The 26,899-nt window shown below is 71.7% G+C and carries 19 protein-coding genes; 8 read left to right on the top strand and 11 right to left on the bottom strand.

All coding sequences use genetic code 11. From position 1 onward, the window contains the following. Positions 1 to 216: 216 nt before the first annotated feature. Entirely contained in the window at positions 217 to 3,297 is a 3,081-nt protein-coding gene (gene uvrA, locus FHS38_RS04375) for an excinuclease ABC subunit UvrA (protein WP_184730754.1), read from the bottom strand. A gap of 248 nt (positions 3,298 to 3,545) precedes the next feature. On the opposite strand from uvrA, the gene FHS38_RS04370 reads away from it, so the two are divergent. The 3 genes from FHS38_RS04370 to FHS38_RS04360 all read left to right on the top strand — a co-directional run bounded on the left by FHS38_RS04370 (position 3,546) and on the right by FHS38_RS04360 (position 6,508). Beyond that, positions 3,546 to 4,244 (top strand): maleylpyruvate isomerase family mycothiol-dependent enzyme, encoded by a 699-nt coding sequence (locus FHS38_RS04370; protein ID WP_184730752.1) that lies wholly within the window; start codon positions 3,546 to 3,548, stop codon positions 4,242 to 4,244. A 9-nt stretch (positions 4,245 to 4,253) separates the two neighbouring features. After that, positions 4,254 to 4,910: an MBL fold metallo-hydrolase gene (locus FHS38_RS04365; RefSeq protein WP_184730750.1), complete on the top strand. Its 657-nt coding sequence runs from the start codon at positions 4,254 to 4,256 to the stop codon at positions 4,908 to 4,910. 311 nt (positions 4,911 to 5,221) lie between these two features. Next, the gene (locus tag FHS38_RS04360) at positions 5,222 to 6,508 is read left to right on the top strand and encodes an MFS transporter (protein ID WP_184731165.1); all 1,287 of its coding nucleotides are present in this window, start codon (positions 5,222 to 5,224) and stop codon (positions 6,506 to 6,508) included. A gap of 122 nt (positions 6,509 to 6,630) precedes the next feature. On the opposite strand, the gene FHS38_RS04355 is transcribed toward FHS38_RS04360, so the two are convergent. From FHS38_RS04355 to uvrB, 4 genes are all read right to left on the bottom strand, one after another. Beyond that, the gene (locus FHS38_RS04355) at positions 6,631 to 7,617 is read right to left on the bottom strand and encodes a TerC family protein (RefSeq protein WP_184730748.1); all 987 of its coding nucleotides are present in this window, start codon (positions 7,615 to 7,617) and stop codon (positions 6,631 to 6,633) included. Between the two features lie 178 nt (positions 7,618 to 7,795). After that, positions 7,796 to 9,760, bottom strand: a complete 1,965-nt coding sequence (locus FHS38_RS04350) for a TerD family protein (RefSeq protein ID WP_184730746.1) — start codon at positions 9,758 to 9,760, stop codon at positions 7,796 to 7,798. Between the two features lie 116 nt (positions 9,761 to 9,876). Continuing rightward, on the bottom strand, positions 9,877 to 10,455 hold the full coding sequence (locus tag FHS38_RS04345) for a TerD family protein (RefSeq protein WP_184730744.1): 579 nt from the start codon (positions 10,453 to 10,455) through the stop codon (positions 9,877 to 9,879). Between the two features lie 165 nt (positions 10,456 to 10,620). After that, on the bottom strand, positions 10,621 to 12,762 hold the full coding sequence (gene uvrB, locus FHS38_RS04340) for an excinuclease ABC subunit UvrB (RefSeq protein WP_184730742.1): 2,142 nt from the start codon (positions 12,760 to 12,762) through the stop codon (positions 10,621 to 10,623). Between the two features lie 215 nt (positions 12,763 to 12,977). Between uvrB and FHS38_RS04335 the strand changes: the two genes are divergently transcribed. From FHS38_RS04335 to FHS38_RS04325, 3 genes are all read left to right on the top strand, one after another. Beyond that, complete coding sequence (locus FHS38_RS04335; protein ID WP_184730740.1) at positions 12,978 to 13,913, top strand: glycerophosphodiester phosphodiesterase; 936 nt, start codon at positions 12,978 to 12,980, stop codon at positions 13,911 to 13,913. Between the two features lie 108 nt (positions 13,914 to 14,021). Then, positions 14,022 to 14,597 (top strand): methylated-DNA--[protein]-cysteine S-methyltransferase, encoded by a 576-nt coding sequence (locus FHS38_RS04330; protein ID WP_184731163.1) that lies wholly within the window; start codon positions 14,022 to 14,024, stop codon positions 14,595 to 14,597. 98 nt (positions 14,598 to 14,695) lie between these two features. Further along, on the top strand, positions 14,696 to 16,126 hold the full coding sequence (locus FHS38_RS04325; protein WP_184730738.1) for a WGR domain-containing protein: 1,431 nt from the start codon (positions 14,696 to 14,698) through the stop codon (positions 16,124 to 16,126). 235 nt (positions 16,127 to 16,361) lie between these two features. Here FHS38_RS04325 and FHS38_RS04320 read toward each other — a convergent pair whose 3' ends face one another. The 3 genes from FHS38_RS04320 to FHS38_RS04310 all read right to left on the bottom strand — a co-directional run bounded on the left by FHS38_RS04320 (position 16,362) and on the right by FHS38_RS04310 (position 21,437). After that, positions 16,362 to 16,835, bottom strand: a complete 474-nt coding sequence (locus FHS38_RS04320) for a DUF2690 domain-containing protein (RefSeq protein WP_184730736.1) — start codon at positions 16,833 to 16,835, stop codon at positions 16,362 to 16,364. Positions 16,836 to 17,341: 506 nt separating this feature from the next. Further along, positions 17,342 to 18,541: an SWIM zinc finger family protein gene (locus FHS38_RS04315; RefSeq protein ID WP_184730734.1), complete on the bottom strand. Its 1,200-nt coding sequence runs from the start codon at positions 18,539 to 18,541 to the stop codon at positions 17,342 to 17,344. 10 nt (positions 18,542 to 18,551) lie between these two features. Continuing rightward, positions 18,552 to 21,437 carry an SCO1167/SCO6262 family helicase gene (locus FHS38_RS04310; protein ID WP_373301744.1) on the bottom strand — a complete coding sequence of 962 codons (2,886 nt, stop codon included), beginning with the start codon at positions 21,435 to 21,437 and terminating at the stop codon, positions 18,552 to 18,554. A 381-nt stretch (positions 21,438 to 21,818) separates the two neighbouring features. On the opposite strand from FHS38_RS04310, the gene FHS38_RS04305 reads away from it, so the two are divergent. Further along, on the top strand, positions 21,819 to 22,088 hold the full coding sequence (locus FHS38_RS04305; protein ID WP_184731159.1) for a DUF6343 family protein: 270 nt from the start codon (positions 21,819 to 21,821) through the stop codon (positions 22,086 to 22,088). 22 nt (positions 22,089 to 22,110) lie between these two features. Here the strand turns inward: FHS38_RS04305 and coaE are convergent, their stop codons facing one another. The 3 genes from coaE to rpsA form a co-directional block, all read right to left on the bottom strand. After that, positions 22,111 to 22,719: a dephospho-CoA kinase gene (gene coaE / locus FHS38_RS04300; RefSeq protein ID WP_184730732.1), complete on the bottom strand. Its 609-nt coding sequence runs from the start codon at positions 22,717 to 22,719 to the stop codon at positions 22,111 to 22,113. Positions 22,720 to 22,744: 25 nt separating this feature from the next. After that, positions 22,745 to 23,689: a PAC2 family protein gene (locus FHS38_RS04295; protein WP_184730730.1), complete on the bottom strand. Its 945-nt coding sequence runs from the start codon at positions 23,687 to 23,689 to the stop codon at positions 22,745 to 22,747. Between the two features lie 297 nt (positions 23,690 to 23,986). Further along, on the bottom strand, positions 23,987 to 25,501 hold the full coding sequence (gene rpsA / locus FHS38_RS04290) for a 30S ribosomal protein S1 (RefSeq protein WP_130877236.1): 1,515 nt from the start codon (positions 25,499 to 25,501) through the stop codon (positions 23,987 to 23,989). 389 nt (positions 25,502 to 25,890) lie between these two features. Between rpsA and FHS38_RS04285 the strand changes: the two genes are divergently transcribed. Continuing rightward, positions 25,891 to 26,709, top strand: a complete 819-nt coding sequence (locus FHS38_RS04285; protein WP_184730728.1) for a class I SAM-dependent methyltransferase — start codon at positions 25,891 to 25,893, stop codon at positions 26,707 to 26,709. Positions 26,710 to 26,899 lie beyond the last annotated feature (190 nt).

Below are 26,899 nucleotides of genomic sequence, written 5' to 3'. Positions count from 1 at the left end.
GGGCTGATCTCGGCTGGGCCCAGCCAGAACCAGCCCGTCCGGCGTTTGAGGACATCGCCGCGCAGCGGTGGTGCGGCCCCTGCGCGCCGCGGTCCCCCGGATGCGCGGGCATCGTCCGCCGTAGCCGCTGCTGCCGACCGGACGCGGCCGGACCCGCCGCCGGGCGTCCAGGGGACGCTCGGCGGCGGGGCCGGAACAGCGCGTACGCGGCCGCGCTCAGGCGCGCGGCGCCCGCGTGGCCGTCTTCTTGACCGCGGCCTTCTTCGCCGTCGCGGTCTTGGCCGTGGCCTTCTTCGCCGTGGCCTTCCTGGCGGCCGCGGTCGTCGTGACCGTCGCCTTCGCGACCCCGGTCTTCTTCACCGCGGCCGGCGCGGTCTTCTTCGTGGCCGCGGCCTTCTTCGCCGGGGCCTTCCGGCCTCCGTTCCCGCGCGCCTTGGTCACCGCCGCGTCGCTCACGCGGTCGCCCAGCAGCTCACGGAGGAACTTTCCGGTGTGGCTGCCCGGGACCGAGGCGACCTCCTCGGGCGTTCCTTCGGCGACGACGAGGCCGCCGCCGCTGCCGCCCTCCGGGCCCATGTCGACGACCCAGTCCGCCGTCTTGATCACATCGAGGTTGTGCTCGATGACGATCACGCTGTTGCCCTTGTCGACCAGCCCGGACAGCACCTTGATCAGCTTGCTGATGTCCTCGAAGTGCAGCCCGGTGGTGGGCTCGTCGAGCACATAGACCGTGCGGCCGGTCGAACGCTTCTGCAGCTCGCTCGCGAGCTTCACCCGCTGGGCCTCGCCGCCGGAGAGCGTCGGCGCGGACTGGCCGAGCCGGACGTACCCGAGCCCGACCTCGTGGAGCGTGCGCAGGTGGCGCGCGATGGTCGGCACGGCCTCGAAGAAGTCCAGCGCCTCCTCGATGGGCATGTCCAGCACCTCGGCGATGGACTTGCCCTTGTAGTGCACCTCCAGGGTCTCCCGGTTGTAGCGCGCGCCGTGGCAGACCTCGCACGGCACGTACACGTCCGGCAGGAAGTTCATCTCGATCTTGATGGTGCCGTCGCCGGAGCAGTTCTCGCAGCGGCCGCCCTTGACGTTGAAGGAGAAGCGGCCGGGCAGGTAGCCGCGGACCTTCGCCTCCATCGTCTCCGCGAAGAGCTTGCGGACGTGGTCGAAGACGCCGGTGTACGTGGCCGGGTTGGAGCGCGGCGTACGGCCGATGGGCGACTGGTCGACGTGCACGACCTTGTCGACCAGGTCGTCGCCGTCGACGCGCGTGTGCCGTCCGGGGACGGTCCGCGCGGCGTTCAGCTCACGGGCCAGGTGGGTGTAGAGGATGTCGTTGACCAGCGTCGACTTGCCCGACCCGGACACACCGGTGACGGCCGTGAGCACGCCGAGCGGGAAGGAGACGTCGATGTCCTGCAGATTGTTCTCGCGGGCGCCGCGCACCGTCAGCCGACGGTCGAGGTCCACCGGCCGGCGGGTCTCCGGCATGGCGATGGACTTCTTGCCGACGAGGTACTGCCCGGTCATCGACTCCTTGTTGGTCAGCAGCTCCTTCAACGGGCCGCTGTGCACCACCTTGCCGCCGTGCTCGCCCGCGCCCGGGCCGATGTCGACGACCCAGTCCGCGACCTTGATGGTGTCCTCGTCGTGCTCGACGACGATCAGGGTGTTGCCCATGTCGCGCAGGCGTACGAGCGTCTCGATGAGGCGGTGGTTGTCGCGCTGGTGCAGGCCGATGGACGGCTCGTCCAGGACGTAGAGCACGCCGACGAGGCCGGAGCCGATCTGGGTGGCGAGCCGGATGCGCTGGGCCTCACCGCCGGAGAGGGTGCCGGCCGCCCGGTTCAGCGAGAGGTAGTCCAGGCCGACGTCGACCAGGAACCGCAGCCGCTCGTTGACCTCCTTGAGCACCCGCTCGGCGATCTTCTTCTCGCGGCCGGTGAGCTTCATGTCCCGGAGGAAGTCGGCGCACTCGCTGATCGACATCGCGGCGACCTCCGCGATGGACCGCTCCTGCACGGTGACCGCGAGCACGATCGGCTTGAGCCGCGTGCCCTCACAGGTCGGGCAGGGCACCTCGCGCATGTAGCCCTCGAAGCGCTCGCGGCTGGAGTCGCTCTCCGCCTCCGAGTGCCGCCGCTTCACGAACGGCACCGCGCCCTCGAAGGACGTGGTGTAAGCGCGCTCGCGCCCGTAGCGGTTGCGGTAGCGGACCTCGATCTGCGTCTTGTGGCCGTGCAGCAGCGCCTTCTTGGCCCGCTGCGGCAGCCCCGCCCAGGGGAGGTCCGTACGGAAGCCGAGCTCGTCGGCCAGGGCGCCGACCAGGCGGCTGAAGTAGTCCTTGGTGTGGCCGTGGGACCAGGGGTTGATCGCGCCCTCGTCGAGGGACTTGTCCTCGTCCGGGACGATCAGCTCCGGGTCGACCTCCATGCGGGTACCGATGCCGGTGCAGTCCGGGCAGGCGCCGAAGGGCGAGTTGAAGGAGAAGGAGCGCGGCTCCAGCTCCTCGAAGGACAGGTCGTCGTACGGGCAGTAGAGGTGCTCGGAGTACATCCGCTCACGCTCGGGGTCGTCCTCGGCGAGATCGACGAAGTCGAGGATGACCATGCCGCCGGAGAGGCCGAGCGCGGTCTCGACCGAGTCCGTCAGACGACGCTTCGCGCTGTCCTTGACGGTGAGGCGGTCGACGACCACCTCGATGGTGTGCTTCTCCTGCTTCTTGAGCTTGGGCGGCTCGGAGAGCTGGATCGTCTCGCCGTCGACCCGGGCACGGCTGTAGCCCTTGGTCTGGAGGTCGGAGAAGAGATCGACGAACTCGCCCTTGCGCTCGCGCACCAGCGGCGAGAGCACCTGGAAGCGGCTGCCCTCGGGCAGCTCGAGGACCCGGTCGACGATCGCCTGCGGCGACTGCCGGGAGATGGGCCGCGAGCACTCGGGGCAGTGCGGCTTGCCGATGCGGGCGAAGAGCAGGCGGAGGTAGTCGTAGACCTCGGTGATGGTGCCGACCGTCGAGCGCGGGTTGCGCGAGGTCGACTTCTGGTCGATGGAGACGGCCGGGGACAGGCCCTCGATGAAGTCCACATCGGGCTTGTCCATCTGGCCCAGGAACTGGCGTGCGTAGGAGGAGAGCGACTCGACGTAACGACGCTGCCCCTCGGCGAAGATCGTGTCGAACGCGAGGGACGACTTGCCCGACCCCGAGAGTCCGGTGAAGACGATGAGGGAGTCACGCGGAAGGTCGAGCGAGACGTTCTTGAGGTTGTGCTCGCGAGCGCCACGGACGATGAGACGGTCTGCCACGCCGGTCGGCACCTTTCTTGAGAGTCGGCTCCGGGGAGCTTCCGAGGAGCTGCGGGGAGGGTTCGCTGCCCCTCGATCCAGAGTACGGGGGGCCACTGACAAGCGAGGGTCGTGCGAAGGCGGGCACCGGATCGGTGCGGCCCCGCGGTGCCGTCAGCGACGCTCCCGACCATATAGCACGTACATTCGATTCAGGGGCGGGATCGGACACCTTCACCCGAAGGTGTGGCCCGGCTATCGTCGGCGGCATGATTGATCATGTGCACGACCTCGCCGCTGTACGTGAAGCCACCGACCGGCTGCTCTCCGCGATCGGCGACCTGGACAACGCCGCCGTCGCCGAGCCGTCACGGCTTCCCGGCTGGACCCGTGGCCACCTCCTCGCCCATCTGGCCCGTAACGCGGACGCCCTCGTGAACGTCCTGGAGGGCCGCCCCATGTACGTGAGCGGCGAGGCACGCGAGGCCGACATCGAGCGGGACGCGCCCCGTCCGCTCGAGGTCCAGCTCGCCGACCTGCGCGACAGCTCCGCCGGCTTCCTGCGGACGGCCGACGCGCCCGCGGACTGGAGCCGCACGATCGAGATGCGCAACGGCGTGACCGACTCCGCCGCGCGCGTCCCCTTCCGCCGCCTCGTCGAGGTCGAGCTGCACCACGTCGACCTCGGCATCGGCTACGAACTGACCGACCTGTCCGACGAGTTCACCGCCCGGGAGATCGAGTTCCTCGCGGAGCGCTTCACCGGCAACCCCGGCGTCCCCGCGCTGCGGCTGACCGCCACCGGCGGCGGGCACGACGGCAAGCAGTGGGCCACCGGCCGGCGCGAGGGCGAGCCCACCCCGGTCACCGGCACCCCGGCGGCACTGATGGGCTGGCTCGCCGGACGGTGCGACGGCTCGGATCTCGAAACCGGTGGCGCTCCGCTGCCCGTTCTGCCTCCGCTATAGGGTGATCCCATGACGTACAGCGGAGCGGTAGAGGTCGGCGGACCTGCGGACGTACACGAGTTGGCCGATCTGATGATCTCCAAGGTCGCGGTCGGCCCCATGAACAACAACGCCTATCTGCTGCGTTGCCGGGCGACGGACGAGCAGCTGCTGATCGACGCCGCCGCCGAGCCGCACACCCTGCTCGCCCTGATCGGCGACAGCGGCATCGCCTCCGTGGTGACGACCCACCAGCACCCCGACCACTGGGGCGCGCTGGCCGAGGTGGTGGCCGCCACCGGCGCCCGCACCCTGGCGGGCCGTTTCGACGCCGAGGGCATCCCGGTGCCGACGGACGTGCTCGTCGAGGACGGGGACACCGTCCGGGTCGGCCGCGTGGAGCTGACGGCCCGCCACCTCGTCGGCCACACGCCGGGCAGCATCGCGCTCGTCTACGACGACCCGCACGGCCACGCGCACGTCTTCACCGGCGACTGCCTCTTCCCCGGCGGCGTGGGCAACACGCACGACGACCCCAAGGCCTTCGCCAACCTCCTCGACGACGTCGAGACCAAGATCTTCGGCGCTCTGCCCGACGAGACCTGGGTCTACCCGGGCCACGGCAACGACACCACACTGGGCGCCGAGCGCCCGCACCTCGCGGAATGGCGCGAGCGCGGCTGGTGACGCCGCCCCGGCCCCACGGCCGGGCGAACGACAACGTTGAAGAATGTTGAACGGTAAGGACCGGCGGCCCATGGCCGCCGGTCCTTACCCCTCTGCGCTGCCCGAGGGGGCGGCAGCGCGGAGGTACCGCCAGGGAGAGGCGGCGCAGGGCCGCGGACGGGGGGCGGGAGGGGGCGGGTACCGCCGTCGTACCGACGGACCGGCCGATACCCGCCGCGCCCCGAGCCGCGCTCCCCCACGCCCCGTTGCCTGCCATCTCCATGGAAGTTGGGCATTACATGCAACGAGACCGTTCCCAGAGTTCACCGTCCATGTTCCGGCTGGCGGCCGCCTCGCTGGCCGGTACCGCCATCGAGTTCTACGACTTCTTCGTCTACGGCACGGCCGCGGCGCTCGTCCTCGGCCCGCTCTTCTTCCCCACCGTCTCACCGCTGATCGGCACGCTCGCCGCCTTCGGCACCTTCGGCGTCGGGTTCCTCGCCCGCCCGCTCGGCTCCATTCTTTTCGGCCATATCGGCGACCGTCACGGGCGGCGCCCGGTCCTCATCGCGTCCCTGCTCCTGACGGGCGTGGCGACGGTCGCGGTCGGCCTGGTGCCCACCTACGACAGCATCGGCATCGCCGCCCCGGTGCTGCTGCTCGTCCTGCGCTTCGTACAGGGCCTCGGGCTCGGGGGCGAGTGGGGCGGCGCGGTGCTGCTGACCGCCGAACACGCGCCCGCCCACCGGCGTGTCCTGTGGTCGAGCTTCCCGCAGGTCGGCCCCTCCGTGGGCTTCGTCCTGGCCAACGGTCTGACGCTCACCCTGTCGGCCACGCTCACCGAGGCGCAGTTCCTGTCCTGGGGCTGGCGGGTGCCGTTCTGGGCGGCGGGTCTGCTGGCGGCGGCCGGGCTGCTGCTGCGCACTCAGCTCAGCGAGACGCCGGCCTTCCAGGAGCTGGCCGCCAACGAGACCCGTGCCTCGCTGCCGCTGGCCGAGATCGTACGCGGGCACTGGCGGCTCGTCCTGCTGACCGCGGGCGGCCTCGCGGCGGGCTACGCCGTCTTCTACACGGTCACGACCTGGTCGCTCGCCTATGCCACCGAGCAGCTCCACGTCGACCGCACGGTCATGCTCGCCTGCATCATGGTCGCGGTCGCCGCCTCGGGCGTGGCCACCCCGCTGGTCGCCCTGCTGGGCGACCGCTACGGGCGCCGCCCGCTGTGCCTGATCGGCTGCACCGTCGTGGTGGTGTGGATGGTCCCGCTGGTGGCGCTGCTGCAGACCGGCCGGCCGGTGCTGATGCTGGCGGGCTTCGTCGTCGCGATGCTGGCCTTCACCACCATGTTCGCCGTGACCGGGGCCTATCTCCCCGAGCTGTACGAGCCCCGGGTGCGCTGCACGGGCGCGGCCGTCGGCTACAACCTGGCGGGCGTCCTGGGCGGCGCCCTGACCCCGATCGTGGCGACCGCGGCGTCCCAGGGCGACGGACCGCCCTGGGGCGTCGCCGGCTATCTGACCGGGATCGCCCTGCTGAGCCTCGGCTGCTTCGCGCTCCTGCCCGACACCCGCCCCACGGCGGCGGCCCCCGGCCCGGCGACGGAGTACGCGACCGCGTAGGGCCCGGCAGGCCACCGCGTCCGTGTGTACCTCCGCTGCGCGGGCGGTGTCCTCAATCGCCGGGCGGGCTGGTCGTGGCTGAGCTCAGCCACGACCAGCCCGCTGAGGACATCTCCCAGGCCCTAGACCAGGCTGCTGTCCTTGTCCTTGGCCGGCTCCGCCGGCTCCTGCTTCTTGGAGGCGTAGAGGCTGGTGACGGTCGTGACGACCAGCACCGCGCAGATGACGCCGAGCGAGACCGGGATGCTGATCTCGGGGACGCCGACCCCGTTCTCGTGCAGGGCGTGCAGCACGAGCTTGACGCCGATGAAGCCGAGGATGATCGACAGCCCGTAGGAGAGGTGGACCAGCTTCCGCAGCAGGCCGCCGATCAGGAAGTACAGCTGACGCAGACCCATGAGGGCGAAGGCGTTGGCGGTGAAGACGATGTACGGGTCCTGGGTGAGGCCGAAGATGGCCGGGATCGAGTCCAGGGCGAAGAGCACATCGGTGGTGCCGATCGCCAGCATGACGATCAGCATCGGGGTCATCAGGCGCTTGCCGTTCTCGACGACGAAGAGCTTGGTGCCGTGGTACTTGTCGGTGGACGGGAAGCGCTTCTCGACCAGCTTCAGGAAGCGGTTCTCCTCGAACTCCTCTTCCTCCGCGTCGGCCCGCGCCTCCTGGATGAGCTTCCAGGCGGTCCAGATGAGGAAGGCGCCGAAGAGGTAGAAGATCCAGGAGAAGTTGGCGATGATCGCCGCGCCCGCCCCGATGAAACCGGCCCGCAGAACGAGGGCGATCAGCACACCGACCATGAGCACGCGCTGCTGGTAGATCGGCGGGACCGCGAACTTCGCCATGATCAGGACGAAGACGAAGAGGTTGTCGACGCTCAGGGACTTCTCAGTGATGAAGCCCGCGAAGAACTCACCGGCCGGCTGACCGCCGCCGAAGAACAGCAGCCCCAGCCCGAAGAGTCCCGCGAGGACGATCCAGACCACGGTCCAGATCCCGGCCTCCTTGATGGAGACCTCATGGGGCTTGCGGCCCCCTATGAAGAAGTCGGCGGCGATGAGGGCGCACAGACCAAGAATGGTCAGCACCCACAGGGTCAGGGAAACGTCCACTGTTCCTCCGGCACTCTGTACGGCAACTACCAGCGTCGTCGCTGCCGGAGGAACGTTCACCCGCATTCGGCCCACGGGGCTTCCTCCGTACCAAAAACAGTACAGGAAGACCCAAGAAATAGTAAAGAATCCCCCAAAACCCCTGGTCAGATGCTGTTTGGTGAGTCAGGGCCGGGAGCTAGAGGCCGTAGGCCCGCCGGGCCTGGCCGACCTGCCACAGCACCTGCCGCAACACCTCACTCCCGGCGGGCACGAGCGAGGGTTCATAGGTCCAGGCATGCCCCACCCAGGGATCGGCGAGGTGGTCGGAGGGCACCGGCGTGATCCTCAGCAGAGCACGCCAGAGCGGGTCGAGCACCGGCCCGTACACCCGGGAGTCCTCCCGGTCGGCCACCATCATCAGGTGCACCCCCACGGCCGGGCCCTCGTCCGCGAGGTACCGCAGCTGGGTGACGGCCCGGTCGTCGAAGCCGTGCGGGAAGTCGTTGACGATCAGCAGCTGTTCGGCGACGTCGAGGTCCGGCGGCAGGGAGTCGACGGCCCCGCTGCGGACCGCCATCTGCACCAGGTCGACGCGCCGCGTCAGCTGCGCCAGCAGCGCGGTCACCCCCTGGGCCCCGGCCGCCGGAGGCTCCTTCAGCGCCCCGGACTGCAGCAGCGGCGCCAGGGCGGCACCGGCCGACCCCGCCGGGTCGATGACGTGCACCGTGAGGTCACCGACCGGGTAGACGGCCAGCAGCCGCGCGGCGTGCGCGACCGCCGTGTCCATCGCCAGCCTGCGCAGCTCGGCGGAGTCCACCAGGCCGGCGTCCGTGCCGTCGGACCGGCCGCTGTCGATCCACAGCCCGCGCTCCAGCGGCAGCCGCACCAGCATGGGGATGCGCAGATTCGTGCGCTCCGGCAGCCGCAGATCGCCCAGGCGCAGCGCCATCGGGGTCTCCAGCGGCGCCTGGTAGCCCTGCCAGACCGGGCTGTCCCAGCGGGCGAAGGCGGGCGGGAGGGCGTGCTCGACGACCTCGGACTCGGCGGCGAGCTGGGCGAGGTCCCGGTCGAGGGCGGCGCGGGCCTGCTCGACGAGCGCGTCCTGCTTGGCGCGCGCTTCCTGCCGGGCGGCGTCGGCGGCGGGCCCGACGCGGGTGCGCGGGTCGGAGAGCACCCGGTCCAGCTCCTGCTCCAGACGGGACTCGGCGAAGTCGACCGCGCTGCGGTACGCGGCGGTGGTGCGGGCCAGGTCCTCGAACATGCCCCAGACCTGGTTGTAGAGCCGCTCGTTCATCGTCCAGCCGCTGGCGTCACCCGCCACGGGCCGGGCGGGCTGACCCGGCTCGGCCTGCGGGGCGGCGGGCGCCGGCTCCGGCGGCGTCGACGTCCGGCGGCGGGGGTGCTGGTAGCTGACGGGGCCGCCCGTGGCCGGGGGCTGCTGCGCCGCCGGGCCGCCCGCGAGACCGTCACCGGGGGCCGGCTGCGGGTCGTGGTCGGGCCGTACGGCCGCCAGGCCGGCGTCCATGGCGTTCCCGCCGGTCTGTGCCGCCCGCCGCACGGCGCCCTCTCCCTGGGACTGGCGGGACGGGGGTGGGGCGATCGCGCGGGCCATGCCCCCGGCGACGGCCTCGTCGATGGCCTTGGCCGTCTCGGCCGCACCGGGCAGCCCCTGGTCGGCGAGCATCGCGGCGAGACCGCCCGCGTAGCCCTGGCCGACGGCCCGCACCTTCCAGGCGCCCTGCCGGCGGTAGAGCTCCAGGGCGACGACGGCCGACTCCGCGTCCAGGTCGGTGATGGTGTAGCTGGCGACCTCGGCACCCTCCAGCGAGGTGACCGCGAGGAAAGGCGCCGCCATGTCGCCGAAGCGGGCCGGTCCGCCCACTCCGGCCGGCAGGGCGAGCAGCACGTTGACACGGTGCACGGCGTCCGGGACGGCGTCCAGGTCGACGGCCAGCCGGTGGTCGGCGGCCGCCTGGCGGGACACCTCGAGGCCGGGGAGCTGGGGTGAGGCGGGGTGCGCGACCCACGCGGCGTCGGCGACCTTGCCGTCCGCGTCACCGAGGGTGGCTCCCGCCACCACCGGAGTGCCCGCCGAGACCCTGATCTCCAGGCGGGTCTCGGACAGCGGGTGGTTCTGCCCCCGCGTCAGCTCGGCCGTCATCGCCGTTCCCCCTTGTTGTGTCGCGCTCGTCGCGCCGCGCTCGTTTGTGCCAGCGGGCCCGGCGGAGCTGTCTCCGCCGGGCCCGGTCCTACCGCTGACTGTCGTGCCGCCGAGCCCTACAGGCTCGCCTGGACCGCCGGGACGAGGTCCTGGAAGGTCCGGCCGTTGGCCGGGGTGCCGATGGCCGTCATCGCCCAGCCGTTGCCCGAGCGGTGCACCTTCGCCATGATCTGCGCGGTGTACTGCCCGCCGCCATCGAGGGTGTAGCGGGCCAGCTCCTGGCCGGTGGTCTCGTCGACCAGGCGGCAGAACGCGTTCTGCACCTCGCCGAAGGTCTGGCCGGTGAAGGAGTTCACCGTGAAGGCGATCTCGTTGATGTGCACGGGAACGCGCTGCAGGTCGACGAGGATCGCCTCGTCGTCGCCGCCCTGGCCCGCACCGCCGACGCGGTTGTCGCCGGTGTGCCGCACCGAGCCGTCGTCGCTGACCAGCTTCTGGAAGAAGACCACGTCGACGGGCTGCTTGTCGGCGAAGAGCAGCGCCGACGCGTCGAGGTCGATCTCCCTCGTGCGCGACCCGAACAGTCCGCGGCGGGGAGCGGCCTGCCAGCCCAGCCCCATCCGTACCGCGGTCAGGGTGCCCCCGTCGGCCTTCTGCAGGCTGATGCCCTGACCCTTGGACAAGTTGACCGTCACGCGCAGTCCCTTCTCGTTTTCTCTCGTGTTGCCCCGTGGACCGCGCGCTGGGCGCGGTCTCCTCCACGACCCTACGCACTGTCACCGGCGGCGAGCACACCCGAGGAGGGTTTGTGGCGGTCTTGCAACATCTCCCGCCGGCGCGACCGGCCGGTGCCCCTCCCGTCAGGCCAGGCCGGCCTCGCGCATCTGCCGCAGCTCCTTCTTCAACTCGCCCACCTCGTCGCGCAGCCGCGCGGCGACCTCGAACTGCAGCTCCGCCGCGGCGGCCCGCATGCGGTCCGTCATGTCCTCGATGAGCTGGGCCAGTTCCGCCGCGGGACGGTCCGTCGCGACGACCGCCTTGGCCTTGCCCCTCCCCTTGGCCCCCTTGGCCCCCTTGGCGCCCGCCTTGTCGGAGGCGGCCGTGGGGACGGGGGCCTTGCCCTGGTCGGACTGGCGATAGCCGGAGCCCAGCAGCTCCTGGGTGTCGATCTCCTCGCGGGCGATCGTGGCGACGATGTCACCGATCTTCTTGCGCAGCGGCTGCGGGTCGATGCCCCGCTCCTTGTTGTACGCGATCTGCTTCTCGCGGCGGCGGTTGGTCTCCTCGATGGCCTTCTCCATCGCCGGGGTGACCTTGTCGGCGTACATATGGACCTGACCGGAGACGTTGCGCGCCGCGCGTCCGATGGTCTGGATCAGGGAGGTCCCCGAGCGCAGGAAGCCCTCCTTGTCGGCGTCCAGGATGGCGACCAGGGACACCTCGGGCAGGTCGAGGCCCTCGCGCAGCAGGTTGATGCCGACCAGGACGTCGTACTCACCGGCGCGCAGCTCGCGCAGCAGCTCGATGCGGCGCAGCGTGTCGACGTCGCTGTGCAGATAGCGCACGGCGATGCCCAGCTCGAGGAAGTAGTCCGTGAGGTCCTCGGCCATCTTCTTGGTCAGTGTGGTGACCAGGACCCGCTCGTCCTTCTCCGTGCGCGTGCGGATCTCGTGCACCAGGTCGTCGATCTGCCCCTCGGTGGGCTTGACGACGACCTCGGGGTCGACGAGGCCGGTGGGCCGGATGATCTGCTCGACGAAGCCGTCACCGCGGGACAGCTCGTACTTCCCCGGGGTCGCGGAGAGGTAGACGGTCTGTCCGATCCGCTCGACGAACTCCTCCCACTTGAGCGGCCGGTTGTCCATGGCCGAGGGCAGCCGGAAGCCGTGCTCGACGAGGGTGCGCTTGCGGGACGCGTCCCCCTCGTACATCGCGCCGATCTGCGGGACGGTGACATGCGACTCGTCGATGACCAGCAGGAAGTCTTCGGGGAAGTAGTCGATCAGGGTGTTCGGCGGGGAGCCGGGCTCACGGTCGTCCATGTGCAGCGAGTAGTTCTCGATGCCGGAGCAGGAGCCGACCTGGCGCATCATCTCGATGTCGTACGTGGTGCGCATGCGCAGCCGCTGGGCCTCGAGGAGCTTGCCCTGCTTCTCCATCCGGGCGAGGGTCTCCGCCAGCTCGGCCTCGATCCCCGCGACGGCCTTCTCCATCCGCTCGGGGCCGGCGATGTAGTGGCTGGCGGGGAAGACGTACAGCTCCCGGTCGTCGGAGATGACCTCGCCGGTGAGCGGGTGGAGCGTGGAGAGCGCCTCGATCTCGTCACCGAACATCTCGATCCGGACGGCCAGTTCCTCGTAGACCGGGAAGATCTCGATGGTGTCGCCGCGCACCCGGAACGTGCCGCGCGTGAAGGCCACGTCGTTGCGCGTGTACTGGATCTCCACGAAGCGGCGCAGCAGCTGGTCCCGGTCGATCTCCTCGCCGACCTTGAGCGGCACCATGCGGTCCACGTACTCCTGCGGCGTACCGAGGCCGTAGATGCAGGAGACCGAGGCCACCACGACCACGTCACGCCGGGTGAGCAGGGAATTCGTCGCGGAGTGGCGCAGCCGCTCGACCTCCTCGTTGATCGAGGAGTCCTTCTCGATGTAGGTGTCCGACTGAGGGACGTACGCCTCGGGCTGGTAGTAGTCGTAGTACGAGACGAAGTACTCGACCGCGTTGTTGGGCAGGAGCTCGCGGAATTCGTTGGCGAGCTGGGCCGCGAGGGTCTTGTTCGGCGCCATGACGAGCGTCGGCCGCTGGAGCTTCTCGATCATCCACGCCGTGGTCGCCGACTTGCCGGTGCCGGTCGCACCGAGCAGGACGACGTCCTTCTCACCGGCGCGAATGCGCCGCTCCAGATCGGCGATGGCCGTGGGCTGGTCACCGCTGGGCTGGAAGGGACTGACGACCTCGAAGGGCGCCACCGTGCGTTCGATCTTTGATACGGGCCGCATGAGACCACCGTACGGCCCACCACTGACAACCGGCGGGCTGCCCGCGTTCGGCCCCTGTTTTCCAGGCGAACGGGCGGCGAAGAGTCGGCAAAGGTCTCCGGCTCCGGGTGTCCGCGACGGCGCGATCGCGTACTTGTCTTCTGTACATCTTTTCCGTAGACACAGGGCCTGGACGCCACCGCGTCCGCGATCCCAGACGCCGCGAGGAGCCCCCTATGCGCATCCGCCCCGTCTCCACCGTGACCAGTGCGATTCTCGGGTTGTCCCTGCCCGCCCTGCTCCTCGCCGGTCCCGCCACGGCGCAGCCCGCCGCCCCCGCGGCCGTCGCACCGCTGAACACCATCGCGATCGCCCACCGGGGCGTACCGGTCGAGGCACCGGAGAACACCCTCGCGTCGATCGACAGAGCCGCCGCGCTGGGTATCGAATGGGTGGAGAACGACGTCCAGCGCACCAAGGACGGCGCCTTGATCATCATGCACGACACCAGCCTGGCCCGGACGACCGACGTCGAACAGCGCTATCCGCGCCGCGCGCCCTGGAAGGTCGCGGACTTCACGCTCGCCGAGATCCAGAAGCTGGACGCGGGCAGCTGGTTCGACCGCCGGTTCAAGGGCGAGCGGGTGCCCACGCTGCGGAACTACCTCCGGCGGGTGGACCACAACCGGCAGAAGCTGCTGCTGGAGGTCAAGGAGCCCGGGCTCTACCCGGGCATCGAGGCCCAGCTGGTCACCGAGCTGCGCCGGGCGGGGTGGCTCGACCGGCGGCACGTGGCGCGCAGGCTGGTCGTCCAGAGCTTCGACGCGAGCTCCCTGAAGGCCTTCCACCGGCTCCGCCCGGACGTGAGGACGGGCTTCCTGGGTGCCCCGAAGGCCGCGGACCTCCGCTCGTACGCGAAGTTCGTCGACCAGATCAACCCCAGCCACAAGAGCGTCACCGCCGACTGGGTCAGGGCGGTCCACGCGCTGAAGGGCCCGCAGGGCAAGCGGCTGACGGTCTCGGCGTGGACCGTCGACGACGGCAAGCGGGCGGTGGCCCTCGCACGCCTGGGGGTGGACGGCATCATCAGCAACGCGCCGCACGTGGTGGAGGAGGCGCTCGACGAGGAATCCGGCATCATCTCGGCCATGGGCGTCGTGGACGCGCTCTAGGGGCGCCCGGGGCCGCCGGGAGGCGAGTGGCTCGGACGGGAACCGGAGGGGAGCGTCCGTTCTACGCTGGATGCTGTGACGGACACCGAAGTGACGGACGCGACCGATGTGACGGGTGCCGGGCGGGCGGCGGCGACGGCGGTGCCACCGGCGTGGGCCTGGACCACGGTCGGCACGCGCGTCGGCCCCCTGGGGCTCGCGGCGACGCCGAAGGGCCTGCTGTGCGTGGCCTTCCACGCCGACGCGGCGACGGCGGGCGACACGGTCGCCCGGCTGACCCGCCGCCTCGGCTCCGGACCCGTCCCGCCTCCCCATCGGGCGCACGACGTCCTCGGCACGGCGTCGGCCGAGCTGACGGCGTACTTCGACGGCCGGCTGCGGACCTTCTCCGTCCCGCTGGACTGGTCGCTGACCTCGGGGTTCAACCGCCGGGTGCTGCGCGAGCTGGCCGCCCACGTCCCCTACGGCACCCTGGCCAGCTACCAGGACCTCGCCGACCGGGTGGGCGAGCGGGGCGCGGCGCGCGCGGTGGGCGTGGCCATGGGCAGCAACCCGCTGCCCATCGTGGTGCCCTGCCACCGCGTCATCGAGAGCAACGGCGGCCTGGGCGGCTTCGGCCCGGGCCTGGAGACCAAGCGGGACCTGCTGGCCCTCGAAGGGGTGCTGCCCGAGCCGCTCTTCTGAAGGCTCCTCCCCGGCCCGGGGCCGATTGTCAGTGGTGGGCCCTAGCGTTCTCGGCACGTGGAGACCGGCCGTGGCGGCCGGTGCGAGAGGGGCGTGTCGTGACGGGGACCAAGACGTATCTGGAGCTGTCTCAAGACGGCGGCGGGGCACACAAGTTCTACGAGGTGACGGTCGCCGGCACGACCGTCGCGGTGCGCTACGGCCGGATCGGGGCGGCGGGACAGACGCAGACCTCCACGTTCCCCACGGCGGAGAAGGCGAAGGCCGCGGCGGCCCGGAAGATCGGCGAGAAGGTCCGCAAGGGGTACGCCCCCGCCGTGGCCGGCGGCCGGGCGGCCCGCCCGGTGACCCGCCGCGAGGTCGCCTCCGCCCCGTCGACCGCGCGGGCGGTCGCACCGGTGCTGTGGAGGTTCCGCACGGGCGCCGCCGCGTTCGGCATCCACATCGGCGAGGACCGCTGCTGGGTCGGCAATCAGTCCGGCGACGTCTACACCCTCGGCCACGACGGCGAGGTGCTGGCCCGCTATCAACTGCCGGACGGCGTCAAGTGCCTGGTGGCGGACGACTTCTGGATCTACGCGGGCTGCGACGACGGCACCGTCTACGACCTCTCGGCCAAACTCCCCTTCGCCGCCTACGAGATCGCCTCCGACGTCGACATCTTCTGGCTGGACATCCGCGAAGGCGTCCTCAACGTCGCCGACCGCGCCGGCGGACTGACCGTCATCGACCACGAGGACGAGTACCAGTGGTCACGCAAGAGCGCCGGGGCGCACGCGTGGATGGTGCGCCGGGACGAGGACGCCGTCTATCACGGCCACATCGAGGGAGTGACCGCCTACGCCCCGGACGGCGGCGGCGAGCTCTGGCACACACCGACGAAGGGCGCGGTGCTCTTCGGGTGGCAGGAGGACACGTCCGTCTACGCGGGCACCAACCACCGCGTCGTCCAGCGCCTGTCGAAGGCCGACGGCACCGTCGAGGCCACGTACCAGTGCGACACCGCGGTCTACTCCTGCGCCACGGCCCCCGGAGGCCGCTACGTCTTCGCCGGCGACTCCGCCTCCTCCGTCTACTGCTTCACCGCGGACGGCACCCGGCTGTGGAAGCTCGGCACGGGCGGCGGCTCGGCGCTGTCGATGCAGTACCTCGACGAGAAGCTCTACATGGTCACCACGGACGGCTCCCTGGTCTGCATCGACGCCACCGACGCGGCCATCGCCGCCGCCCGCACCGGCTCCGTCCCGGTCCCCCTGGACGTCAAGTCGGCCGCCGCCCTCCCCACCTACGCCCCGGCCACCACCGTCCGGACGGTCACCACCGCGACCGCCACGGGCATCGTGGTCGAGTGCACCCAACAAGGCGGCCGCCTCCGCGTGCACGTCGTCTCCGACGGCTACGAACCCACCTGGAACGTCCAGTTCCCCCGCCACATACGCCAGCCGGGCGCCCGCTACGTCGTCGACGCCCTCTCGCCCTCCTCCAGCGGCTTCTACCGGGTGCGCGGGGAGATCAAGCGGCTGGTCTGACGGCCGGGGTGTCGAGGCCGACACCCCTGCGCCCCCGGCGGACACCCTCGCGGAGCCCTCCGGCACCTCGGCTGATCCGAGGCCGTTCCCCGGCCGGGCCCGGCCGGGGGCCTCGTGCAGGAACGGCCCCCAGGGCCTGTCCAAGGCATCGTCTGCCGGGCCGGCGGAGTGCGGGCATCGCCCCACTGGCCCGGTGCGACGACGAACGCGCGAGCCGGCTCGGCCGCACGGCACTTCAGCCACGACCGGACTTCGTGCCGACGTCGTCCTGGTCCGCGCCGACACGGAGGGTGTAGTCGGCCGGGATGTCGTGCTCCGGATCCCCCTTGACCGATACGGCGGACACCTGGGTCGAGAACTGCCGTCCGACCGGCAGCATCGGTGTGTACTTGGTGTGGCCCGTGATCACCGTGGCACGTTGCCGTTGCGAGGGTGATGTCGCGATCTCCATCGTGTCGCCGACCTGCGCTCCGGTGAGTTTGCCCCAGACGACCCGGCAACGACCGCTGTACCGGATCTCCACGTGCATCGTGGACACCCAGTCGTCCGCGATCGTCACGGCCCCGTCCCCGCATCCGGCGTCCTTCGGGTCCACGCCTGTGCAGGTGGCGTTGAAGCAGGCCGGGACGGCGGCCGACGCGGGCGCTGCGGACGCCGCCGGCGGGCGGGCCTTGGCGTCTTCGCCGCCGCCGCTGGTCAACGACGTCATCAAGGCGCCGACCCCCGAGCCCACCACGGCCACGACCAATGCGCCCACAAGGGTCTGCGGCCCATGACGGCCGAGCCACGACCAACGGGTTGCACCGGCGGCCTCGGGATCCTGCTGACCGGCGGCTTGATCCGGGGTGTTGCCGTCAACGGTCAATGGATCCTCCCAGGAGCGCCCGAGCCACACAGGCCCCTCAGCTGCGGCCGAACATGCCGGGAGGCTAAGGCCGGAGGCATAGGGCAGGAAGAGCGATTCGAGCCGAAATCGCCCCATCGAGTGGCCGTCAGCCCCACTGAGACACAGGTGCACCACAGGGCTTGGGCGGCACCTCGTGGATCGCGGGCCGTGCCGCGTCCGGTGGCGGCAGCAGCGCCCGAGGCGCCGTCGGGACAGGCGGCTGTGGCCGGCCCGTAACGACAGTCGCGGCAACGGGTCCCGCCCGCGCAGGGCGGAAGGGCGAAGGTGCCCGGTCACCTCACCCGTTCGCATCACCCGTCGGGCACGCCCTACGCCGCCGACGCCTGAAGCAGCCCCTCCAGGGCGCTCACCGGGTCCTCGGCGGCCGCCCCCGTCGGCCACCAGACGGGGGCAGGGCCCGGGGGGTCGGCCTCGTAGGGGTACCAGCGGCCGTCGTGGCCGTAGCGGAGCTGGATGCCGCGGGCTTCGTCCGTGAGGTGGTTGTGCCGGGGGCGCAGCGGGGGGAGGCCGGCGGCGGTGAGGGTGGAGCGGGCGCGGTCGAAGGGGCCGGCCGGGGGGTCCCAGGGGGTTTCGAGGACGGACAGGCCCTCCGGGCCGCCCTGGCGCCAGGCGGCCACCGCGCGGGCCACGTCGGTGGGCGTGCGGCCGGTGCCCGCCGCGAGGGCGCGGTAGAGGGCCCGGGTGGAGGAGGTCAGGCCGGAGGTGGGGCGGGCGGCGGCCAGGCGCACCGCGTCCTGCCAGGGGGTGAGGTCCGGGAAGGGCGAACCGCCGGTGGCGAGGAAGGCATGGGCCCGGGACGCCGCGTCCGAGGCGAGGAATTCGAGGAGGTCCGGGTCCAGCGGCAGGCCCCCCGCGTCGGGGAGCGCCGGCGGCCTGCCGGGGTGGGCGGGCACGGGCAACGGCGGAGGAAGCGGCGGGCGGTGGGCGGCCGACAGTGCCGCGCGGGCGCTGACCCCGGTGGCCGGGGTGGGTGTCTCCCGGGCCGCGTGGGCGGCGTTGCGGCGGGCGAGGTCGTCGAGGAGCTCCCGCTCGTCACGGCCGCGCATCAGCAGCAGCAGGAAGGAGTCGCCGTCCAGCAGCCGGGCCGTCTCGTAGCAGAGGGCTGCCGCGTGCTTGCACGGGTGGCCGCGGTCGGGGCAGGTGCAGTGCGGGGACAGGTCACCGGGGCCGGGCAGCAGACGGACGCCCGCGGTGGTGGCCGCGTCGGCCAGCGCGCGTGGCATGTCCTTGTCGAGGAGGGCCGCGAGGTGGTCCGGGTGGACCGCGACGGCGGCCAGGAAACGGTCCCAGTCGTCGTCGGAGAGCGTCCGGAGCCCGATGCCCGTGCGGTACGGGCGCGAGCGGCTGCCCTCGACCCGCGCCGTGACCCGGCCGGGAGCCACCGTGATGTCGTGGACATGGCCCCCGCGGGCGTACGAACGGCCCCGGGAGAGACGTCCCTCGTCGAGGGACATGGTCTCCAGGGCCTCGATCCACGCACGGCCCCACCAGGACGTGGCACTGGTCATTCCGGTCTCCTCATGCCGGCCTCCGCAAGGCGACCAGGTCGGCGAGCTCGGCGTCGCTGAGCTCGGTCAGCGCGGCTTCGCCGCCGCTCAGCACCGCGTCGGCCAGTGCGCGTTTGCTCTCCAGCATGTCGGCGATCCGGTCCTCGACCGTGCCCTCGGCGATGAGGCGGTGCACCTGGACCGGCTGCGTCTGCCCGATGCGGTAGGCGCGGTCGGTGGCCTGCTCCTCGACCGCCGGGTTCCACCAGCGGTCGTAGTGCACGACATGGCCCGCCCGCGTGAGGTTCAGGCCCGTGCCGGCCGCCTTCAGCGACAGCAGGAACACCGGCACCCCACCGGACTGGAACTCGTCCACCAGCTCTTGGCGCCGTGCCACCGGCGTGCCGCCGTGGAGCAGCCGGGACGGCACGCCGCGTGCCGCGAGGTGCGCGGAGAGCAGCCGGGCCATCGAGACGTACTGGGTGAAGACCAGGACCGAACCGCCCTCGGAGAGGATCGTGTCCAGCAGCTCGTCGAGGAGCTCCAGCTTGCCCGAACGCCCCGTCAGCCGGGCGGCGTCCTCCTTCAGGTACTGGGCGGGGTGATTGCAGATCTGCTTGAGGTCCGTGAGCAGCTTCATCACCAGGCCGCGGCGCGCCATCCCCGCGGCCTCCTCGATGTGCGCGAGGGTCTCCCGCACGACCGCCTCGTAGAGCGCGGCCTGTTCGCGCGACAGCGGGACCGGGTGGTCGGTCTCCGTCTTCGGCGGCAGCTCCGGGGCGATGCCGGGGTCCGACTTCCTGCGGCGCAGCAGGAAGGGCCGTACGAGACGGCCGAGGCGCTCCACCGCCTCCGCCCGCTCGCCCTGGTCCTCGCTCTCGATGGCTCGGGCGTGGCGGGCGCGGAAGTTCTTCAGGGAGCCGAGCAGGCCGGGGGTGGTCCAGTCCAGGAGCGCCCACAGCTCGGAGAGGTTGTTCTCCACGGGGGTGCCGGTGAGGGCGACACGGGCGGGCGCGGGGATGGTCCGCAGGGCGACGGCGGCCCGGGAGTACGGGTTCTTGACGTGCTGGGCCTCGTCCGCCACGACCAGGCCCCACGGGTGCTCGGCGAGCAGGTCGGCGCTGGCGCGCATCGTGCCGTAGGTGGTGAGGACGAAGCCGCTCGTCATCGCGTCCAGGGCCCGGCCGGTGCCGTGGAAGCGGTGGACGGGGACGCCGGGCGCGAAGTGTTCGATCTCGCGCTGCCAGTTGCCGAGGAGGGAGGCCGGGCAGATCACCAGGGTCGGGGGCATGGGGCCCGCCGTCCGCGACGCGCGGTGCAGGTGCAGGGCGATGAGCGTGACGGTCTTCCCGAGGCCCATGTCGTCGGCGAGGCAGCCGCCCAGGCCGAGCGAGGTCATCAGGTCCAGCCAGGCCAGTCCGCGCAGCTGGTAGTCGCGCAGCGTCGCGTGCAGCCCGGGCGGCGGGCCCACCGGCCGGGCCTGGCCGGTGATCCGGTCGCGGAGGGCGGCGAGCGCTCCCGTCGGTACGACCTCGGTACGCTCACCGTCGATGTCGGCGGTGCCGGTGAGGGCCACGGACAGGGCCTCGGCGGCGTCGAGCCGGCCGAGGCGGCGTGCGCGCGCCTTGCGGACGAGCGCGGGATCCACCAGCACCCATTGGTCGCGCAGGCGCACCACGGGCCGGTGCGCTTCCGCGAGGGCGTCCATCTCCCGCTCGGTGAGCGGTGACCCGCCCAGCGCGAGCTGCCAGCCGAACTCCAGTGCCCGCGCGGTGTCGAAGAAGGCGGGCTCGTCGGACGCGGTGCCCGGTGCCATCCGGACGACCGCCGTGGCGGTCAGCCCACGGGCGAGCTCCCGGGGCCAGTGCACGGCGACCCCCGCGGCGGACAGGCGCCGCGCGACGGGCCCCAGCAGCTCGTACAGCTCGTCCTCGGCGAGGGCCAGGACGTCGGGCACGGGCCGGTCGAGCAACCTGGCGAGCGGCGGCCAGAGGCGGGCCGCGCGCCGCAGGGCGAGGACCGTGTCGATGCGGCTGCGCGCCCCGAAGTGCTCCCCCGCCCGCCCCGCCCACAGCTCGGCCGCATCGGTGAGCAGGGCCGGGTCGACCAGGCTGTGGACCTGCACGAGGAGCGTCGCGTGACCACCCTCCTCGTCGTAGAGGTCGTGGGCTCCCAGGTCCAGGCGCAACGAGATCCGCACCCCCGTGTCCGCACCGGCCGTGGCCTCGGCGCACCAGGAGCTCAGGGCCGGTGAGCCGGGCGGGCGGGACGGGCGGCCCGGCGCCGCGTAGAGGGCTCCGGCCGCGTGGACGGCGGCGGGCGTGCGCGGCAGACGGTCGGCGACGGCGTCGAGCAGCTCCCGCACGAGCCCCTCCGGGGCGGGCAGCCGAAGCGGGCTGGAGCCCGGCACGGGCACCGCGTGGGCCTCGGGCGGCATGGCGGCGGCGATCGCCCGGACGTGTGTGAGGTCGTCGGCGTCCAGCGGGCCGGCCCGCCAGGCGTCGTGCCCGGCCGGGGTGAGTCCCGGCAGGAAGCGTCCCCGCGCGACGAGGCGCATCGCGTGCAGCACAGCAGCTCCCCAGCACGCGGTCGCCGGGTGGGCGTTCGGGTCGTGCCGGGCCCGGGCGAGGAGCGGCAGGGCCTGCTCCAGTGGCAGCACGACGGCGGGCACGGTGTGCCGCCGGACACCGCGTCCGTGGGGGCGCACGACGGTCAGCTCGGCGGCCGTCAGGTCCGCTGCGTCGGCCGTGCTCGTCGCCGGCAGGGGGCCGCCGTCCGGCCGCCAGAAGGCGACCGTGGTGGCCCTCGGCGGGTCGGCGGGCAGCAGAACCGCGGCGCAGCGGGCCAGCGGCTCGGTCCGCGGGTCCCCGGGCTCGGCCGGACCGTGGTCCGCCCGCGAGGGCAGTCGCTGTGCCACCCGCCCATCACCTCGCCCGTCTCGTGCGACTCACCGCTGCCCTGATCGTGTGATCGCCGGACTTCCGCGGCACTCGCAACGACAAGGACCGAGTCTACGGAGAGGCTCTGACATCACCGGGCCACGGCCGGTCGGCGGCCCTCGCCGAACGGCGGCGGCCCGCGGTGGGTCGGCGCCGGCGGCCCGGTCCGCGAACGCCCGGGCCCGGCCCGGTCCCGTATCCGCCGGCTGAGAGACCACCTGGGGCGTCCGGTCCCCCGCCGCTTGCGCCGGGGCCGGGGCGCCCTTCCGGCGGCGAGGGTGGCGGCCTCGGGCGCCGGCCCGCCGACCGTTCCGTATCGCTCGCGCCGGGTGGATCCTGGGGAGTGGGAGATGGGTGCCATGCGTACGGGCAGCGAACCGATGACCGCGCGGAGTCCGCTGCGGTTGCGTTGCGGGCTGGCCCTGTGGGGGCTGGTCTGGGCCGTGGCGGGGACCGTGCTCTTCGCGGCGGCCGGGCAGCCCGGATGGGCGATCGCCTGCGCGGTGCTGATCGCGGTGACCGCCACCGATTTGATCATGGTGGTACGGCACATGCGCCAGGGGCCGCACTATCAGCCGGGCCGGAACGTCCCGCCGTACGACCCCGTGCGGGAGCCGAAGCGGCGGTAGGGAGCCGTCACGGCGGCGACGCCTATTCGGCGTGGTGCGCCGACCGGGCGAGCAGGTCCGTCCAGGCCTTCGCGACCTGCGATTGCAGTGCTTCGAGCGGGCCGTCGTTGTCGATGACGAGATCGGCGACCGCCAGCCGCTCCTCGCGGGTCGCCTGGGCGGCCATCCGGGCGCGGGCCTCGTCGGGGGTCATGCCGCGCAGCCGGACGAGGCGGTCGAGGCGGGTTTCCTCCGTCGCGTCGATGACGACGACCAGGTCGAAGAGGGGGGCGAGGCCGTTCTCGGCGAGGAGGGGGACGTCGTGGACGACGACGGCGTCCGGGGCCGCCGCCGCTTCGATCTCGGCGGAGCGGGCGCGGACGAGGGGGTGCACGATGGCGTTGAGGGCCGTGCGGCGGCCGGTGTCGGCGAAGACGATCGAGCCGAGCTTGGGCCGGTCGAGGGTGCCGTCGGCGGTGACGATGCCGGGGCCGAACTCGGCGACGACGGCGGCCAGTCCGGGCGTTCCCGGCTCGACCACCTCCCGCGCGATGCGGTCGGAGTCGACGATCACCGCCCCGTACGAGGCGAGAAGCCGCGACACTTCGCTCTTGCCGGATCCGATACCGCCCGTGAGGCCCACCTTCAGCATGGGCCCCACGCTATCGGCCCGACCGTCAACGGCCGCCGTCGCCCTCCCTGTCGGCGAGGAAACGCTCGAATTCCGCGCCCAGTTCATCGGCAGAGGGCAGCTCGACCGGCTCGGCGACGAGGTTGCCGCGCGTCTCGGAGCCGGCCACCGCGTCGTACTGGTGCTCAAGGCCCCGGACGAGCGCGACGAGCTCCTCGTCCCCCTCGTCGATCTGCCGCTCGATCTCCTCCTGGGTGCGCAGGGCCTCGGTCCGCAGGGCGTGCGCGGCGTTCGGCAGGACCAGGCCCGTGGCGGCGGTGACCGCCTCCAGCGCGGTCAGTGCGGCGTCGGGGTAGGACGAGCGGGCGACGTAGTGCGGGACGTGGGCGGCGACGCCGAGGACGTCGTGGCCGGCTTCCGCCAGGCGGTACTCGACGAACGACTCGGCGCTGCCGGGCACCTGGGCCTCGTCGAAGTAGCCACGGTGACCGGGCATCAGGTCGGTGCGGTTGCCGTGCGGGGTGATGCCGACGGGCCGGGTGTGCGGGACGCCCATGGGGATGCCGTGGAAGTTGACCGACAGCCGCACGCCCAGCCGCTCCACCAGCTGCCGGACGGCCGCCGCGAACCGCTCCCACTCGACGTCCGGCTCGGGACCGGTCAGCAGCAGGAAGGGAGCGCCCGTCGCGTCCTGCACCAGGTGCAGCTCGATCTTCGGCGTCTCGTAGGCGCTCCAGTGGTCCCGCTCGAAGGTGAGCAAGGGGCGGCGCGCGCGGTAGTCGATGAGCCGGTCGTGGTCGAAGCGGGCCACGACCTGGTGCGGCAGGCCGTCCAGCAGCCGCTCGACGATCTGTTCGCCGGTCTCACCCGCGTCGATGTAGCCGTCGAAGTGGTAGAGCATGACCAGACCGGCCGTGTCCTGGGCCAGGGCCAGGTCGGCCACGGCGAGCCCCTTGGGCTCCCATTCGTACAAACCCTGCGGATCCAACACAGTGACCGTTCCTCCTCATGTTCCGTATCAGGGAACGTCCGTGGAGGTCCGGCTCATTCCCGTCAGCCCGCGTGTCTCGGAGGAAGAGACGGGGCGTCATGAGGCTGTGGACGCCTCATGAGGTTGACGGGGCATCAGAAGTCATCAGAAGTGGCAGGCGGGTGGCTGCGGGCCGCGCTGTCGTCCCACGATGCTCCAGGCCCGCCCCCCACGTGCCCCCGGACATGCAGTAAGGCCCGCCCCCCTAAGGGAACGGGCCTTACTTCAGTCAGCTGTCAGCTGCTGCCGGTCAGAGCCTCAGCTCTGGCCGCCGGCAAGCTTCTCGCGGAGCGCGGCGAGCGCCTCGTCCGACGCCAGGGCGCCGGAGTTGTCGGCCGACTCCGAGGAGTACGAACCGCCGGAGACGTTGCCGCCGCCGGTCGAGGAGGAGGCACCGGCCGGAGCGGCAGCGCCCTCGGCCGCGGCCTGCTCGTCGGCCTCGCGGGACTTGATGACCTGCGCCTGGTGCTGCTCGAAGCGCTGCTGCGCCTCGGCGTACTGGCGCTCCCACTCCTCGCGCTGCTTCTCGTAGCCCTCGAGCCAGTCGTTGGCCTCGGGGTCGAAGCCCTCGGGGTAGATGTAGTTGCCCTGGTCGTCGTAGGACGCGGCCATGCCGTACAGGGTCGGGTCGAACTCGACCACGGACGGGTCGGCACCGAAGGACTCGTTGGCCTGCTTCAGCGAGAGGCTGATGCGACGACGCTCGAGGTCGATGTCGATGACCTTGACGAAGATCTCGTCGTTGACCTGGACGACCTGCTCCGGGATCTCCACGTGGCGCTCGGCCAGCTCGGAGATGTGGACCAGGCCCTCGATGCCCTCGTCGACGCGCACGAACGCACCGAAGGGAACGAGCTTGGTGACCTTACCCGGGACGACCTGACCGATCTGGTGGGTCCGGGCGAACTGCTGCCACGGGTCTTCCTGCGTCGCCTTGAGCGACAGGGAGACACGCTCGCGGTCCATGTCGACGTCGAGGACCTCGACGGTGACTTCCTGGCCGACCTCGACAACCTCGGACGGGTGGTCGATGTGCTTCCAGGAGAGCTCGGAGACGTGGACGAGACCGTCGACGCCGCCGAGGTCCACGAACGCACCGAAGTTGACGATCGAGGAAACGACGCCGGAGCGGACCTGGCCCTTCTGCAGGGTCGTGAGGAAGGTCTGACGGACCTCGCTCTGGGTCTGCTCCAGCCAGGCACGGCGGGACAGGACCACGTTGTTGCGGTTCTTGTCCAGCTCGATGATCTTGGCCTCGAGCTCCTTGCCCACGTAGGGCTGGAGGTCGCGGACGCGGCGCATCTCGACCAGGGAGGCCGGGAGGAAGCCACGGAGGCCGATGTCGAGGATGAGACCACCCTTGACGACCTCGATGACGGTACCGGTGACGATCCCGTCCTCTTCCTTGATCTTCTCGATCGTGCCCCAGGCACGCTCGTACTGAGCGCGCTTCTTGGACAGGATGAGACGACCTTCCTTGTCCTCCTTCTGGAGAACCAGGGCCTCGATCTCGTCGCCGACCTTGACGACCTCGTTCGGGTCGACGTCGTGCTTGATCGAAAGCTCGCGGGAAGGGATGACGCCTTCGGTCTTGTAACCGATGTCGAGCAGGACCTCGTCCCGGTCGACCTTCACGATGACGCCGTCGACGATGTCGCCGTCGTTGAAGTACTTGATCGTCTCGTCGATCGCGGCGAGGAAGGCTTCCTCGTTACCGATGTCGTTGACCGCAACCTGCGGAGTGGTGGCGGTGGTCTCGGTGCTGCTCGTCATGTGGGAAAGGGCTCCGGTACGGACAGTGAGTCGTAGGTACTGCTACGCCGAGAGCCCGTATCGCACCGCCGAAGCCGGACAGCCTTGGAGGGGCTCGTTTCCGGGGGCTTCGGACGAATCCGAAGACACCGGGAGCTCCTCGACAACCGAGGGGACATACAACAAGTGCGAGCGCGGCCTGCTAGGTCTGAGGCGCGCAGGCCCGCAGCGCAACTTGTAGCATACGGGGGCAGCCGGACAGGGTCAATGCGCGAAGGCGCACACCCGGGATGAAACACCCCATAACCGGCACAACTCATGTGTCGCGAGGCCACGAAGGCCCCGCCGCAGCCCGTAGCTCCCGCTCGGGTGAAGACGAAGAGACTACTGCCAAGGGCGCCACGGTCGAAATGATCCACGAGTACGAGCCGGAAGCGACACGGCGGAACAGCGACGAGGCGGAGAGCAGCCGGGCCAGCCGTGGCTGGTGGGACCGCAACGCGGACGAGTACCAGAGCGAGCACGGCGGCTTCCTCGGGGACGACCGCTTCGTCTGGGGCCCGGAGGGCCTCGACGAGGCCGAGGCGGCGCTGCTGGGCCCGGCGGCCGACCTCAAGGGGCTCGACGTCCTGGAGATCGGCGCGGGCGCGGCGCAGTGCTCGCGCTGGCTGGCCGCCCAGGGCGCGCGCCCGGTGGCCCTCGACCTCTCCCACCGCCAGCTCCAGCACGCCCTGCGCATCGGCGGGGACGTACCCCTGGTGGAGGCGGACGCGGGCGCGCTGCCCTTCGCCGACGGCTCCTTCGACCTCGCGTGCTCGGCCTACGGCGCGGTGCCCTTCGTCGCCGACCCGGTGCGGGTGATGCGGGAGGTGCGGCGGGTGCTGCGCCCCGGCGGCCGGTGGGTCTTCTCCGTCACGCACCCCATCCGCTGGGCGTTCCCGGACGAGCCGGGCCCCGAGGGCCTGTCGGTGGCGGCCTCCTACTTCGACCGCACGCCCTATGTGGAACAGGACGAGACCGGCCGGGCCGTCTATGTGGAGCACCACCGCACACTCGGTGACCGGGTACGGGACGTCGTCGCCGGCGGCTTCCGGCTGATCGACCTGGTCGAACCGGAATGGCCCGCCTGGAACCACCAGGAGTGGGGCGGCTGGTCCCCGCTGCGCGGCAACCTGATCCCGGGCACGGCGATCTTCGTCTGCGAGCGGGACCAAGGCCTGTCCGGCTGATCTTCGTGGATCGGGGTCCGGCGGTTGCGATCGCAAGGCGGAGGACCGCCCTCGCACCGGGCGCACCCGGGCGACTTCCGGACAACGCGGCGGGCTCGCGTGCCGGGCGCCCGAGAGCCCGCGAAGATCCACCGGACAAGGCCTGGCCGGAGCCGGGAAGCACCGGGGCGCGGCCGCTCCGCGAGCGGGA

Origin of the sequence: Streptomyces netropsis, assembly GCF_014203545.1 — a bacterium.
GTDB classification, from domain to species: domain Bacteria; phylum Actinomycetota; class Actinomycetes; order Streptomycetales; family Streptomycetaceae; genus Streptomyces; species Streptomyces netropsis.
This window is presented reverse-complemented; position numbering and strand designations above follow the sequence as displayed.